Origin of the sequence: Sulfitobacter sp. 1A13368 (assembly GCF_043557275.1) — a bacterium.
GTDB lineage: Bacteria > Pseudomonadota > Alphaproteobacteria > Rhodobacterales > Rhodobacteraceae > Sulfitobacter > Sulfitobacter faviae.
In genome coordinates this window covers 306,925-320,986 of the sequence record NZ_JBIFFR010000003.1, presented here as the reverse complement: position 1 = coordinate 320,986, position 14,062 = coordinate 306,925, and the positions used below count along the sequence as shown (strand labels likewise).

The following is a 14,062-nucleotide window of genomic DNA, read 5'->3' as shown; positions in this document are numbered from 1 at the left end:
GGAATGCCTTGGATAAGCGGCAGGCCCGAAACCGGGCCTGCCTGTCGTGGTTACTTGCTGTCGTCTGTCGGCTTGGCCTGAAGCTGGCCATAGACGGCCTCGCCCAGTTCCGCCTGAAGCGCCAGTTGGGTTTCGAGGAAGTCGATATGCCCTTCCTCATCGGCGATCAATTCTTCGAACAGGTTCTTCGAAACGTAGTCGCCCACCTGATCGCAGTGATTGCGCGCTTCGATATAGAGGGTGCGGGCCTCATGCTCGGCGGCGAGATCGGCCTCCAGACATTCCTTGACCGTCTCACCGATGCGCAGCGCGTCCAGCTTTTGCAGGTTGGGGTGCCCTTCGAGGAAGATGATCCGTTCGATCAGCTTGTCGGCGTGGTTCATCTCTTCGATGCTTTCCTCGCGCGATTTATCGGCAAGCCGACCATAGCCCCAGTCTTCTTGCAGCCGGTAATGCAGCCAGTACTGGCTGACCGCCGTCAATTCGCTGCGCAGTGCAGCGTTGAGATATTCGATGACCTTGTCGTCGCCCTTCATGAACCTGTCTCCTTGTTTGGTTTCGCCTGACGTAGAGTGGTTTTCAGCACAGGCACGGAAAAGTTGCCATTTCCGCGCATGGTAGACAAGAAGAGAGGCATGCACCCCCCGCAATCGGCTGCTTTGCCCAAAGCGCGGTATACTTTGCCGGCAGTAATAACCGTTCGCGCGTCCGAGGCGCGCATCCAGTTGATGGCATTGTTGATGTCGCGATCGGTGATGTTCTGACAGTGACAAACAATCATGGTGTTGCGTATTCCTTGGCTGGCCCCGGGCCGCGACACGCGCGGCCCGGGGGAAAGTTTAGGATTACTGGAAGACGGCCTCCGGCGCGTCGAGGCTGTCGGAGCCTTCAAAGGCGATCTCGTCACCGCCCAGAGCCGTCACCGCGCGTTCAATGGCGCGGGTCTGGTTCACCAGCGCGTCGACCGCGCCCATGATCAGTGCTTCGCCCTCGGCATTGCCGCGCTCAAGCATCATGTCATAGCTGAAACCCGCTTCGGCGGCGGTCTTGATCTGGCCCAGCTCCACCATGGAGGCGTTCAGCTTGGCGCGCAGGTCTTCATCGACGCTGGCATCGGCACTGGCCACCAGATCGGACAGCGACGCGCCCGAGACCACACGCCCATCGACGCGCAGGTATTCGCCCAGATAGACGTTCCGCACACCCAACCCGTCGTAGTAGTGGCTGTTGTGGGTGTTGTCCGAGAAGCAGTCGTGCTCTTCCTCGGGGTCGTTGAGCATGACGCCCAGCTTCATCCGCTCCCCGGCCTGTTCGCCGTAGGAGAGCGAGCCCATGCCGGTCAGGATCGCGTCGATCCCGGCGTCTTCGTCGGCCAGCACGGTGGCGCGCGCCTCACCGCCTTCGGCCCATTGACCGGCCATCCATTCCAGATCGCTGACCAAGAGATCGGTGGCGGCCTTGAGGTATTGCCCACGGCGGTCGCAATTGCCGCCGGTGCAGTCGTCACCCGCTGCGTAATCGGTCCAAGGACGGTCGCCCGCGCCGTGGTCGGTGCCGTTCAGGTCTTGGCCCCAGAGCAGGAATTCGATGGCATGGTAGCCGGTGGCGACATTGGCCTCGACCGCGCCCGCCTCATGCAACTGCCCTTCGAGCAGTTCTGGCGTGATCTCGGTTGCGTCCACCTCTTCCCCGCCAAGCGTGAATGTCGGGTTGGCGATGACGTTTAGAACCGCCAGTTGGTTCTCATCCGTCTCACCGCCATAGGAGGCGTCGACATAGTCGATCAGACCTTCGTCCAGCGGCCATGCGTTTACCTTGCCTTCCCAGTCATCGACGATGGCATTGCCGAAGCGGAACACCTCGGTCTGCTGATAGGGCACGCGGGCGGCCAGCCATGCGGTTTTCGCCGCCTGAAGCGCCTCGGCAGAGGGGGAGGCGATCAGCGTCTCGACTGCGGCTTGCAGGGTCTGCGCGGTGGTCAGGCTGTCTTCGTATCCGGCCTGCGCGATGTCGGCATAGGTGTCCAGCACCTCGGCCTTGCCTTGGGCGAATGCCGGGGCGGCGGCAAATGTGATCAGCGCAATGGCCGTGGACGCTTTGAGACGCATCGGATGTCCTTCCTTGAAAATCACCATGGTCCCGACACAGGGCGTATCGGGCCTTCGGGCAATAGGTGACTTATTTTGTCGGAAAAGACAAGGTACAACCTCACGCGGGCTGAACCTGGGGAACCCCGTTAGTTGGTGGCCCTTTCCAACAGGGTCACATGGGTATCGCCATATTTGCGCGTGTCGATCCCGGCGAATCCCTCAGGCGCCTGCATGGGGGCGCTTTCTTCCCAGACGACCATCGCCCCGGGGGCGAGCCAGCCACCTTCGGCCGCCGCGACAAGCGCCTTTTGCCCCATGAACTTGCCATAGGGCGGGTCAAGAAAGACCAGATCGAAAGCCGCCTGCGTCCACGGCCCCAGCCGGGTGGCATCATGGCGCAGCAGTTGGGTGTCCGCCACCGTGTCCAGCTTGCGCATATTCTCCCCGATCAGCCGCTGCCCGCTGCGGCCATTCTCGACGAAACAAACCGATGCGGCCCCACGCGACAGCGCCTCGAACCCAAGCGCGCCGGTGCCTGCAAAGAGGTCCAACACCCGCGCGCCTTCGATCACGTCGTGATGGGTCAGCATCGAAAAAAGGCTTTCGCGCACCCGGTCCGAGGTCGGGCGCAGATGCGCCCCGGCGTCGCCCTTGCCAAGTGCCGCCAGTGGGCGGCCCCGGTATTTCCCAGCGATGATCCTCATGCCCGCAGCAGCGCCTTGAGGTCCGTCTGATGGTCCGCGACCAAGGCGGGATCGGGCGATTTGCCGGCCTCAATTAACCGTTTGCCGACCATATAGCCCCGTGGATCGTTCGCCGCATCGACGGCCAGCAACGTCTCACCGCGGTAATACCAGAAGGACGCGCTGCCCGCGCCCCGGCGGGTGACGACGCGGTCATAGCCTGCGTTCAACCCGGCGATTTGCAGTTTCACGTCATATTGGTCAGACCAGAACCACGGTTTGGCGATGTATTCCTTGCCCGCGCCGAGGATGTTTTCGGCCACGACTTCGGCTTGATCAATGGCGTTCGGCACGCTTTCCAACCGGATGCGCCCGCCGCGATAGGGGAAAGAGGTGCAGTCCCCTGCCGCCCAGATGTTGGGCAAGTTCGTCTGCCCCTGCGCATCGACCTTGATGCCATTGTCGATCTCGATCCCCGCCGCCGCGGCCAGCGCGATGTCGGGCTCAATGCCGACGCCGGTGATGACGAAATCGGCGGCGATCTCTGTCCCGTCGCTCAGCCGTGCGCCGGTGACATGGCCCTCGCCCAAGAGCCGCGCCAGCCCCACGCCTTCGCGCAGGCGCACGCCGCGGCTTTCGTGCAGGGCGCGGAAATAATCGCTGGTCTCCGGCGCCGCGACCCGTTGCAGGATCCGGTCGGCCATTTCCACCAGCGTGACCTCAAGCCCCAGCTTGGCCGCGACCGCCGCCGCCTCCAGCCCGATATAACCGCCGCCGACGATCAGCACCTTCGCGCCCTTGACGAAACGCGGGGCCATGGCATCGACATCCGCCAGATCGCGCACGGTAAAGACACCCTCCAGCGCTCCGCCGGTCGCCGCGGGCAAGCGGCGCGGGGTCGAGCCGGTGGCGAGCACCAGTTCGTCATAGGCGACCGCGCCGTCAGAGGTGCTCAGCACCCGCGCCTCTGGGTCAATCTCCGTGACGCGGCAGTCGGTTTTCAGCGTGATCCCCTGATCGGCGTAGAATGCCTCGGGCCGGAGCAAGAGACGCTCTTGGCTCATCTCCCCCAGCAGGTAGCCTTTGGACAGGGGCGGGCGTTGGTAAGGGGGGCATGGCTCGGCGCCGATGAGGGTGATTTTCCCCTCGAACCCGCCGCTTCGCAGTTTTGCCACGCATGACGCTCCCGCCTGCCCGGCTCCGATCACCACCACATGCTGCATCTGCCATCCCCCGATTGATCTGGTCTCAGTCGCGGTCAAAGCCTATATCTGGCCCCAAGACAACCGCAATGACAGGAGAGGCTATCCCATGACGATTTCTCAAGGTTCGACGCTGCCGGACGCGAAACTGGTTCAGATGGGCGCCGACGGGCCCGAGCCGGTGCAGATGGCCGACAAGCTCAAAGGCCGCAAAGTGGTGATCTTTGCCGTGCCGGGCGCCTTCACGCCGACTTGCCACTCTGCCCATGTGCCCAGCTTCGTGCGCACCAAAGATCAGTTCGACGCCAAGGGCGTGGATGAGGTGATCTGCATTTCCTGCAACGATCCTTTCGTGATGAAGGCTTGGGGCGAGGCGACCGGCGCGACAGAGGCCGGGATCACCATGCTCGCCGACGCCAGCAGCGCATTCACCCGCGCCATCGGCATGGAGTTCGACGCCGAGGGCGCCGGGCTGGTGGGCCGGTCCAAACGCTATGCGATGCTGGTCGAAGACGGTAAGGTCACGCTCTGGCAGCCCGAAGAAAGCGCAGGCACCTGCGAGATTTCCGGCGGCGAAGCGTTGCTGGATAATATGTAAAGTGACGGGCAGCGACTGAGCGGATCAGGCGCTGCCAACGACCCGCCCGGTGGCACACCGGGCATCGCCCTCCCTCCCCCCGGAGGGCGATTTTGCAAGGGTCTGGCAGACGGAACCTCAATTTAGGGTGAACCGGCCCGCCATACAGCGAGCCCCTCATCGCCCCCCAGGGAGGGCGATGCCCTTCGTTTCAGCAGGCAACGCCCTTCAGACGCCTTACTCCGCCGCCTGAACGATTGTGCGCGTGGGGAAGGGGATATCCACCCCGCCCTCATCCAACGCCTCTTTGACCTTGCGGGTCATATCGGCCTTGAAGGCAAAATAATCATCCGCGCTGCACCAGACCCGCACAAGGAAATCCACCGAACTATCGTTGAGGTTGTTCACCTGAATGAAGGGCTCGGGATCCGTATGCGCGCGCTCATCCGACATGATCGTGCTGCGGATGATATCCTCGGCGGTCTTGAGGTTCGCGCCATAGCCCACACCAAAGGTCCACTCCGCCCGGCGCGTCGGGTTGACGGAATAGTTGGTGATCACATTGCCCCAAACCTCGGAGTTCGGCACGATGACCTGCACGTTGCTGAGATCGGCGAGAACCGTGTAGTTCAGGTTGATCTGTTTGATCGTCCCCATCTCGCCCGCGATCACGACGAAATCGCCGATCTTGATCGGGCGGAACAGGATCAGCATGACGCCCGCGGCCACGTTCGACAGGGTGCCTTGCAGGGCCAGACCAATCGCCAGACCCGCGGCACCAATGACCGCCACGACCGATGTCGTCTTGACCCCGAAGGTATTGAGCACGAACAGAACAGTGAAACCCAGCACCACATAGCGCACGATGGAAGCCAGAAATTCGAACAGCATCTCATCAAGATGCTTGTGCCGCTTGCCCAGATTTTCCACCCGGTGTTGCAGCCAACTGGAGATGATCCAGCCCAGCAACAGAATGGCAATCGCGGCGATCACCGACCCCGCCGCGCTGGCCAAGAACTCCAGCGTCAGCAGATCGGCAACTGTCTTGCCCTGCCACAACTCGGTTTCAAACAAATCTTGCATCCGGTCTCTCCGTCAGTCTTTGCCGGCCCCAAAGAGACCATCCATCTTACGCGCCAGCTTCGCGTCGAGCGAGCTGAGCCCATCCACTTCATGGGTGATCAACGTTACCTCCACGCGGTTGTAAACATTGCTCCATTCGGGATGGTGATTCCATTTTTCCGCCCAGATTGCTACCCTTGTCATCCAGCCAATGGCATCCACGAAATCACTGAACTTGAAGGTCTTGTGGATCGCATCCCGGCCTTCCACCATCTCCCAGCCCGTGTTGAACAGCGGCTGAAGCAGAGTCTTTCGGGTTTCGATGCTCAATCTCTCGGTCATTCTTGTTCCTCGATCGTCGTCTTTTTGAAAGGTCCGTAGTCGGTCAGCACGCTGATCTCCTCGTCCACGGCGTCGCGTTCGGCCTGCAGATACTCCCCCACGGCGGCGGCAAAGCCCGGGTCGCGCATCCAATGCAGCGACCATGTGGGCGAAGGCAGATAGCCCCGCGCGAGCTTGTGTTCGCCCTGCGCGCCCGCCTCGACACGGGCAAGCCCATGGGCAATGGCGAAATCCATGGCGCGATAGTAGCACAGTTCGAAATGCAAAAAGGGGTGATGTTCGGTACAGCCCCAGTAGCGGCCAAAGAGCGTCTCGCGCCCGATGAAATTGAGCGCCCCGGCCACCCAGTGCCCGTCACGTTCGGCCAGCACCAATGCAATATCGTCACGCAGGCTTTCCTGCGCATGGTCAAAAAATTCCCGCGTGAGATAGGGTGAGCCCCATTTCCGCGCGCCGGTGTCTTGGTAGAACTGCCAAAAGGCATCCCAATGTTCCGGCTCAATCTGGTCGCCGGTGATGGTATGGATCTTGCCGCCGAAGTCCTGCGCCTGCGCGCGCTCTTTGCGGATGTTCTTGCGCTTGCGCGAGGACAGGCTGGCGAGGAACCCGTCGAAATCCGCGTAGTCGCGGTTGTGCCAATGGAACTGCTGGCTTTTGCGGCTCATCAGGCCAAGCTCTTCGGCACGCCCGACTTCGCCCTCGGTGCAAAAGGTCACATGCAGCGAGGACAGGCCGTTGTTGTCGGTCAACTGCACCGCGCCTTGAACCAGCGCGGCCGTGCCCGCCTCTTCGAACCCGGGCCGCACTAGAAAACGCCGCCCGGTGGCGGGGGTATGCGGCACTGCGATCTGGAGTTTCGGGTAATAGCGCCCGCCCGCGCGCTCATAGGCATGGGCCCAGTTGTGGTCGAAGATATATTCGCCTTGGCTGTGGGATTTGGCATGCATCGGCGCCACGGCGATCACTTGGCCTGCGATCCGCGCCACCAGATACTGCGGCTGCCAACCGGTGCCGGGGCCGACCGAGCCGCTGCGCTCAAGCGCCGAGAGGAAGCGATAGGTGGTGAAAGGGTCGCGCGGACGGCCCCCGTCCGCGGCCTCGGGACAGGCGCAGGCGTCCCAATCCTCTTGGCCGATCTGCGCCAATTCCGGCACCACGGTAATCTCGATTTCCTGCGCGTTCATCTGAGCCTTGCCTGCCTTGGGTCCTATGTGTGGCCTCGGCCTCGCAGATCAAGGGCGCGGGCGCGGCAGATAATCCTCAAAGGTCACGTTCTGCGCCACCTGACGCGCGATCTCTTCCTCCGCTTGACTGCGGATCGTCCAGCAGAGCACCGCCGCCCCTTCGGCCTTGAGTTCTGCCACGCGGGGGCGGTTCAGGTCGTCGGCCTCATGGCTGATGAAACAAGACCCGCTGTCGGCGTAATCGGGAATCTCGCGCAGTTGGTCGCAGGTCGCTTCGGGCAGCGGCCATTCATCGGGGCGATAGGCGCTGGTGGTCAGGCCGCGCGGCACCTCGGGCAAAAGCCGGGCCAGCGCACGCACCGAATGCGGGTTGAAGGACATGACCGCCAGATCACCCTGGTAGCGGCCAAGCAGTTCCGCCGCGGCGGCCTCAAGCGCACCAACATCCGGCCCCATGGCACCGTCCTGATCCTTGAACTCCACCAAGAGCGGCACGCGCCCGGCGACGATGTCGAGGATGTCCTCAAGCGTCGGAATCCCCTCATCACCGCCCCTCAGCGGGATCGCGGCAAGGGCATTTGCGTCGCGCAGCCGAACCGCCCCCTGTTCTGCCGTCAGCCGTTCCAACCCGTAATCGTGGAACACCATCGGCTTGCCATCGGCGCTGAGTTGCAGGTCGATCTCGATGCCTAGCCCCGCATCGACAGCCGCGCGCACGGCGGCGCGGCTGTTTTCGGGCCGTCCAGCGGCAAGGTCATGCAGCGCGCGATGCGCCAGCGGAATGTTCAAAAAGGCGGCAGGAAGGGTCATTCGATCTCAAAGATGCCTTCGATTTCGACCGCGACACCCAGCGGCAGCGACGCGGCAGAGACCGCCGAGCGGGCGTGACGGCCCGCATCGCCCAAGGCCTCAACCATGAAATCGGATGCGCCGTTGATCACCTCGGGCTGGTCCGTGAAATCGGCGGTGGAGTTTACGAAGCCAGTCAGTTTCACCACCCGTTTAAGCCGGTCCAGATCGCCATCACAGGCGGCGCGGACCTGCGCCAGAAGGCTAAGCGCACAGCTGCGCGCGGCGGCGGCACCGGCGTCGACATCCATATCGGCGCCCAAACGCCCGGTGATCAACCCATCCGGCCCGTTGGAGATCTGGCCCGAGACATAGACGGTATTGCCGGTGACCACGAAGGGCACATAGTTCGCAGCGGGTGCGGGCGCGTCGGGCAGGGTGATGCCGAGATCGGCAAGGCGGGCGGTCAGGGACATGACGGGCTTCCTTTGGTTGCGGTTCTGGGCGGACGCTAACCGCCCGCCGCGCCAAGGGAAAGCCCCTTTGCTACCTACCCCGCCTCAGCTTTCGCGGAAGGCGCGGGCGAAATAGTCGGCCATCGGTTTCAGCAAATAGGCCATGGGAGAGCGCTCACCGGTGCGGATGAAAGCCTCAACCGGCATACCGGGGAGCAGGATGGTGCCCGCCTCAAGCTTATCCGTCTCACCGGGGTTCAGCGCGATCTCGGCCCGGTAATAGCTCTGACCGGTGGCGTCATCTTCGATGGAATCGGCAGAGACCTGCAAGACCTTGCCCACTAGCTCCGGCGTGGTGCGCTGGTTTAGTGCCGAAAGACGCAGGTTCACCTCTTGGCCCACGGCGACCTGATCGATGTGAATGGTCTGCACCTGCGAGGCGATGATCAGCGGACGGTCCTGCGGGACGAGATACATCAGCGGCTCCGCCGCGCGCACGACCGAGCGCGGGGTCTGCACCTGCATGCCATAGATCACCCCCGACACCGGCGCGCGGATATCAAGGCGGTCGATCTCGGCCCTCAGCGCGCGGCGCTGCTCGGCCATCTCCAACTCACGGTAGCGCAGATCACGCAGCTGGGTGATCGCCTCTTCCCGCCCGGCGGAGCGCAGTTTGAGCCGTTCGATGTCGATCTCGGTCACCCGCTCTTGCGACTGCGCCTTTTGCGCCGAAAGCTCTCCGATCTGGCCGCGCAGGCGGGCCTGTTCCCGCATCAGCGTCAGCACGGCAGAGGCCTGTGTCAGGCCCCGGTCCAGCAGCGATTGCTGATTGGCCAACTCCTCTTCGATCAGCTCCAACTGCCGCGAAAGCGCGGCCTCCTGCGCGTCGACCCCGCGGATTTGCGCGTTAATCTGCGCCCGGCGTTTGCCCAATTGCTCAAGCTCTTGCGCCACGCTGACGCGGCGCGCGTCAAAAAGGTTCCGCTGGCCGTCCACCAATTCCTGTACGTCAGGGTTCGTCGCCCCGGCTGTTAGCAACTCTTCGTCAAATGTGACCGTCTCGACCTCATCGCGCTGCGCCTCTAGCCGTCCCCTGCGGGCCATAAGCTCGTAAAGCTGCCCTTCGACAATGGCCAATTGCGAAGTCAACTGCTCCGCATCCAGCCGGAGCAGCACATCCCCGGCAGCGACGCTGTCGCCCTCATCCACAAGGATGTCGGCCACCACGCCGCCGGTCTCATGCTGGACGATCTGCCGGTTGCGGTCGACTTCGATCCTGCCCGAGGCCACGACCGCCCCGGCGATTTGGCTGGTCACCGCCCATGTGCCAAAACCACCGAAGAGCAAAAGCAGCCCGATGAACCCAAGGATCAGGGGCCGCGTCGCCGACCAGCGCTTGTCCTCGCGGGCGTTCATACCACGCCCCCCGAGCGCGCGGGCGCTTTCTGGATCTCGCGGTGGTTTTGCACCATCCCGGCCAGCACCTCATCCTTGGGGCCAAAGGCTTTGCGCATGCCGTTATCCAGCACCAGCAGCGTGTCGCATTCCTGAATGGCCGCCGGGCGATGCGCCATGATCAGCACGGACCGCCCGCTGGCCTTCATCTGCCGGATCGCGTGATTCAGCGCCTGAGAGCCGGTATTGTCGAGGTTCGAGTTCGGCTCATCCAGCACGACGATCACCGGGTCATCATACAGCGCCCGCGCCAGCCCGATCCGCTGCATCTGCCCGCCCGAAAGCCGCACCTGCCCCGCGCGGATGGGCGTGTCATAGCCTTGCGGGAATTCGAGGATCATCTCATGGGCCGCCGCCATCTTGGCCGCCTTAACCACTTTGGCGTCGTCAGGATTGGGGGAGAGCCGGGCGATATTCTCGGCAATGGTGCCGTCGAACAGCTGAACGCGCTGCGGCAGATATCCGATATGCCGTCCCAAAGTCTCGCTCCCGTAATGCTCCAGCGCCGCCCCGTCGAGGCGGATAGACCCGCCCGCAGGCGGCCAGACCCCGGTGAGCGTGCGGGCCAAGGTCGATTTCCCCGCCCCCGAGGGGCCGATCACGCCAACCGCCTGCCCCGGCTCAACGGTGAAGTTGATTGACTTGAGCGCCGCCTGCTTCTCACCCGGTGCCACGACGGTCAGCGCCTTTGCGGCGAGTTTCGCCTTTGGCTGTGGTAAGGCGGTGCGCGCGGGCTCCTCCCCCACCGCACCCAGAAGCTGTGCCAGATTGGCCCAACCGGCCCGGCCCCGCTGCACCACCGGCCATTGGTTCAACGCCAGTTCCACCGGCGCCAGCGCCCGGCCCAAGAGGATCGAGCCCGCGATCATCGCGCCCGGCGTCATCTGGTTTTTCAAGACCAGCCAAGCGCCGAGGCCCAGCATGGCGGATTGCAGAAACAGCCGCAGCGTCTTGGTCATCGCGGTAAAGGTGCCGCCCACGTCGGTCGATTTCACCTGCTGCGCCAGCGCCTGCCCCCGGGCCTGCTGCCAGCGGGTAAAGGCGGCATCGCGCATCCCCATGGCCTGCACCATCTCGGCCTCTACCCTGATCTGGCCCGACATGGCATCCGCCGCCTGCCCCGAGATGCCAGCCCGGGCTTGGCTTTCGCGCGACAGCATTTGATTGGCCACCGCGATTGCCACCAGCACGGCGGCACCGCCCAAGGCCAGCCAGCCCAACATCGGGTGGAACAGAAAGATCGCGGCAAAGAAGATCGGCGTCCATGGCGCGTCAAAGGCGGCCATCAGCACCGGGGAGGTCATGAGGCGCTGCACGGCTTCGAGATCGGCAAGGCCCGCGTTGGTTTTCACATCCGGGGCCACGGCGGATTTGCGCACCACCGCGTCGAACACCCGCCGGTCGAGATCGGATTGAAACCGCGCCCCCACCCGCGCCATGATCCGGCCCCGCGTGTAGTCCAAAAGCCCCATCACCGCATAAAGAAAGACGACGAGGACCGAGAGGGCGATCAGCGTTTCCTCTGACCCTGAGCCGAGCACGCGGTCATAGACCTGCAACATATAGAGCGGGCCGGTGAGCATGAGCATATTGGCAAAAAGGCTGAACAAGGCCACCGCCCAATAAAGCCCGCGGCTGCGCCTGCGCACGCGACGCAGCTCGGACAGCCCCCTGTTCACCACATCGCTTTGCATCAAACCCTTTCAACGCTGCCCGGCCCGCGCGCAGCACCTTCCCGCCTTTGGGGAATTGATACTGAGTTTGACAACCCAATGCTATTGATTTTTCGGCCCGCCCCCGACCGCCTCAGCGGTCAAGGAAGTTCGGCGCGGGCGCGCTTGCCCCGCTGCCGCTGCTGCCGCCGCCAAAGATATCGCGCAGAACCCGGTCGATCACATTGTCCGCGCCGCCGCCATGGTTGCCACCGCCCTGCGGTTGCGGCTGGGGCTGCGGTTCGGGCTGTGCCTCGCTCAGGTTGCTGGGCGGGGCGGGCGCCTGCATCGGCAACTCCTTGAGGGGCATCCCCTCATGCACGCGGCTCATGGTTTCGCGCCAGATCTCTGCGGGCAGGCCCCCGCCCGTGACCCCGGTGAGCGGCGTATTGTCGTCATAGCCCATCCAGACCCCGGCCACATAATCCGCCGAGAAGCCCACGAACCAAGCATCCTTATTGGCCGAGGTGGTGCCGGTCTTGCCCGCGAGTTGCCGCCCGCCAAACTTGGCGCGCTGGCCGGTCCCTTCGGAGATCACCTTTTCCATCATATAGACCAACTGGCGCGCGGCATCTTCTTGGATCACACGTTCGTTGATGCCGCCGCCGGTGCCCATCAGCGGCTCCGTCTCGCCCAGAAGGCGCAGATCGACCAACCCGTAGGGCGTCACCGATGAGCCGCCGTTGAGGATACCGGCATAGGCGCCGGTCATTTCAAGCAGGGTACTCTCCGATGCGCCAAGCGCCAGTGCCGGACCGGCGGCCAGATCGCTTTTGATGCCGAACTGGGTGGCGACCGAACTCACCGTCTCGCGGCCCACGCTTTCCGAGACTTTCACCGCCGGAATGTTCAGCGAGCTTTTCAGCGCCTCGGTCAGGGTCACCGGCCCCTTGAAACTCTTGGTGTAGTTCTTGGGGCACCATTGTCCCGAGCCGGGTATGTTCAGGCAATAGGGCTCATCCACGATGATGTCATCGGGCGAATAGCCCAGATCGAGCGCCGCGGCATAAATGAAGGGTTTGAAAGCCGAACCGGTCTGACGCATCGCCTGCGTGGCGCGGTTAAAGGCGCCCGCGACCTTGGTCTTGCGCCCGCCCACAAGCGCACGCACCGCGCCATCAGAAGACATCACCACGATCGCCGCCTGCGCCTTGGAGCCTTCGCGGACTTTATTCTCAAACACCCATTTCAAGCCTTCCTCGGCTGCGCGTTGGATGCGCTGATCAAGGGTGGTCTTGATGATCACGTCTTCGGTGGTGTTGCGGGTAAAGAATTCCGGCCCAGAAGACATGACCCAGTCGGCAAAATAACCGCCCGCCTCGGCCTCTGCCGCCTCGGACAGTTGCGCGGGGTTGGCGATGGCCTCATCAGCCTCGGCGGCAGAGAGATAGCCTTGCTCTTCCATCAGGCGGATCACCGTGGCGGCGCGGCTTTGCGATCGGTCCAGATTGTTAGTGGGCGAAAGCGTCGTGGGCGCGGTCAGAAGACCGGCCAGCATCGCGCCTTCGGCGGGCGAGAGGGCGGCGGCTGGCTTGCCAAAGAACCGCTGCGCCGCGGCCTCTGCCCCAAAGGCACCGCCGCCCATATAGGCGCGGTTAAGGTAGATCGAGAGGATGTCGTTCTTGGTGTATTTCAGCTCCATCGCGATGGCAAAGAGCGCTTCCTTGGCCTTGCGACCCAAGGACGAACGACGGCATTCCGCCTCATATTCCTTTTCCGTCATGCCGCTGCTGGGGTCATAGGGTTCCCCCAGACAAAGCAGCTTGGCCGTCTGCTGGGTGATGGTCGAGCCGCCGTGGCCGGAAAGCGGCCCGCGCCCCTCGCTCAGGTTGATGCGCACCGCCGAGGCGATGCCCCGCGGGCTGACGCCCAGATGGCGATAGAATCGCTTGTCCTCGGTGGCGATGACCGCGTTTCTCAGATGTTTGGAAACCGATTCCGCCGAGACCACGCCGCCAAACTGGTCGCCGCGCCAAGCAAAGACCTCTCCCTCACGGTCGAGCATAGTGACAGACCCGCGCGCGCGGCCATCCAGCAGCGTTTCGAGCGGCGGGATCGTGGTGTAGATATAGCCAACCGCCAAGGCGAGCACGAGGAAGATGACAAGGCTAACCCGCCATGTGATGGTCCAGATCAGCCGCCAAATCCAACGGGCCACCCCCGCGAAAAAGCCGAGGATACCGCCGCGCCGGGGGCGTTTGGGACGGGCGGCTTTGCGACGGGCGGGCGCGGCCTTGCGCGTCGCCGGTTTGCCCCGCGCCGCGGTCTTGGCCTTGGGTTTGGCCTTACCGGGATACCGCTTGTCGGCCACCAAAGGGCGTTTGCGCTTGTTCTTGTCGGTCATAAAATCGCCTGCTCGGCCCTATTTTTCGCCACTTTAGCCTGACTGCAGCGGTTTGTTTAGCGCTGCAAGGTCCAATCGGCGTCAAATGTCTGATTAATTTATAGGCAGATTCCAGCCTGCGCCCGCTTTTTAGGCGGCACTGCCACGCAATGGCGCAAATATGGCAG

Annotated in this window: 14 protein-coding genes; 1 reads left to right on the top strand and 13 read right to left on the bottom strand. The window is 63.4% G+C overall.

Annotation, left to right across the window (positions count from 1 at the left end; genetic code table 11):
• Positions 1-50: 50 nt before the first annotated feature.
• The 5 genes from bfr to ACGYK4_RS08630 form a co-directional block, all read right to left on the bottom strand.
• Positions 51-536, bottom strand: coding sequence for a bacterioferritin (bfr, locus tag ACGYK4_RS08650; protein ID WP_136720255.1), 486 nt, complete (start codon positions 534-536; stop codon positions 51-53).
• Positions 533-781 carry a bacterioferritin-associated ferredoxin gene (locus ACGYK4_RS08645; RefSeq protein ID WP_394456026.1) on the bottom strand — a complete coding sequence of 83 codons (249 nt, stop codon included), beginning with the start codon at positions 779-781 and terminating at the stop codon, positions 533-535. Before ACGYK4_RS08645 ends, bfr begins: the two co-directional genes overlap by 4 nt.
• Positions 782-845: 64 nt before the next feature.
• Positions 846-2,108, bottom strand: a complete 1,263-nt coding sequence (locus ACGYK4_RS08640) for an imelysin family protein (protein ID WP_394456025.1) — start codon at positions 2,106-2,108, stop codon at positions 846-848.
• 128 nt (positions 2,109-2,236) lie between these two features.
• Positions 2,237-2,794: a 16S rRNA (guanine(966)-N(2))-methyltransferase RsmD gene (gene rsmD / locus ACGYK4_RS08635; RefSeq protein ID WP_394456023.1), complete on the bottom strand. Its 558-nt coding sequence runs from the start codon at positions 2,792-2,794 to the stop codon at positions 2,237-2,239.
• Positions 2,791-3,996, bottom strand: a complete 1,206-nt coding sequence (locus tag ACGYK4_RS08630; protein ID WP_394456022.1) for an NAD(P)/FAD-dependent oxidoreductase — start codon at positions 3,994-3,996, stop codon at positions 2,791-2,793. The genes rsmD and ACGYK4_RS08630 overlap by 4 nt, the downstream gene beginning before the upstream one ends.
• An 88-nt stretch (positions 3,997-4,084) precedes the next feature.
• Here ACGYK4_RS08630 and ACGYK4_RS08625 point away from each other — a divergent pair, with 88 nt between their 5' ends.
• Positions 4,085-4,573, top strand: a complete 489-nt coding sequence (locus tag ACGYK4_RS08625) for a peroxiredoxin (protein WP_394456021.1) — start codon at positions 4,085-4,087, stop codon at positions 4,571-4,573.
• Between the two features lie 216 nt (positions 4,574-4,789).
• On the opposite strand, the gene ACGYK4_RS08620 is transcribed toward ACGYK4_RS08625, so the two are convergent.
• The 8 genes from ACGYK4_RS08620 to ACGYK4_RS08585 form a co-directional block, all read right to left on the bottom strand.
• Complete coding sequence (locus tag ACGYK4_RS08620; RefSeq protein ID WP_394401907.1) at positions 4,790-5,635, bottom strand: mechanosensitive ion channel family protein; 846 nt, start codon at positions 5,633-5,635, stop codon at positions 4,790-4,792.
• A gap of 12 nt (positions 5,636-5,647) precedes the next feature.
• Positions 5,648-5,956: a 4a-hydroxytetrahydrobiopterin dehydratase gene (locus tag ACGYK4_RS08615; protein ID WP_394456020.1), complete on the bottom strand. Its 309-nt coding sequence runs from the start codon at positions 5,954-5,956 to the stop codon at positions 5,648-5,650.
• Positions 5,953-7,140, bottom strand: a complete 1,188-nt coding sequence (locus ACGYK4_RS08610; protein ID WP_394456018.1) for a GNAT family N-acetyltransferase — start codon at positions 7,138-7,140, stop codon at positions 5,953-5,955. Before ACGYK4_RS08610 ends, ACGYK4_RS08615 begins: the two co-directional genes overlap by 4 nt.
• A gap of 48 nt (positions 7,141-7,188) precedes the next feature.
• Positions 7,189-7,950, bottom strand: a complete 762-nt coding sequence (locus ACGYK4_RS08605) for a glycerophosphodiester phosphodiesterase family protein (RefSeq protein ID WP_394456016.1) — start codon at positions 7,948-7,950, stop codon at positions 7,189-7,191.
• Positions 7,947-8,405 carry a RidA family protein gene (locus tag ACGYK4_RS08600; RefSeq protein WP_394430695.1) on the bottom strand — a complete coding sequence of 153 codons (459 nt, stop codon included), beginning with the start codon at positions 8,403-8,405 and terminating at the stop codon, positions 7,947-7,949. The genes ACGYK4_RS08605 and ACGYK4_RS08600 overlap by 4 nt, the downstream gene beginning before the upstream one ends.
• A gap of 84 nt (positions 8,406-8,489) precedes the next feature.
• Positions 8,490-9,800, bottom strand: coding sequence for an HlyD family type I secretion periplasmic adaptor subunit (locus ACGYK4_RS08595; RefSeq protein WP_394430693.1), 1,311 nt, complete (start codon positions 9,798-9,800; stop codon positions 8,490-8,492).
• The gene (locus ACGYK4_RS08590) at positions 9,797-11,533 is read right to left on the bottom strand and encodes a type I secretion system permease/ATPase (RefSeq protein WP_394430691.1); all 1,737 of its coding nucleotides are present in this window, start codon (positions 11,531-11,533) and stop codon (positions 9,797-9,799) included. Before ACGYK4_RS08590 ends, ACGYK4_RS08595 begins: the two co-directional genes overlap by 4 nt.
• Before the next feature lie 112 nt (positions 11,534-11,645).
• Complete coding sequence (locus ACGYK4_RS08585; protein ID WP_394430689.1) at positions 11,646-13,895, bottom strand: transglycosylase domain-containing protein; 2,250 nt, start codon at positions 13,893-13,895, stop codon at positions 11,646-11,648.
• Between the last annotated feature and the right edge of the window lie 167 nt (positions 13,896-14,062).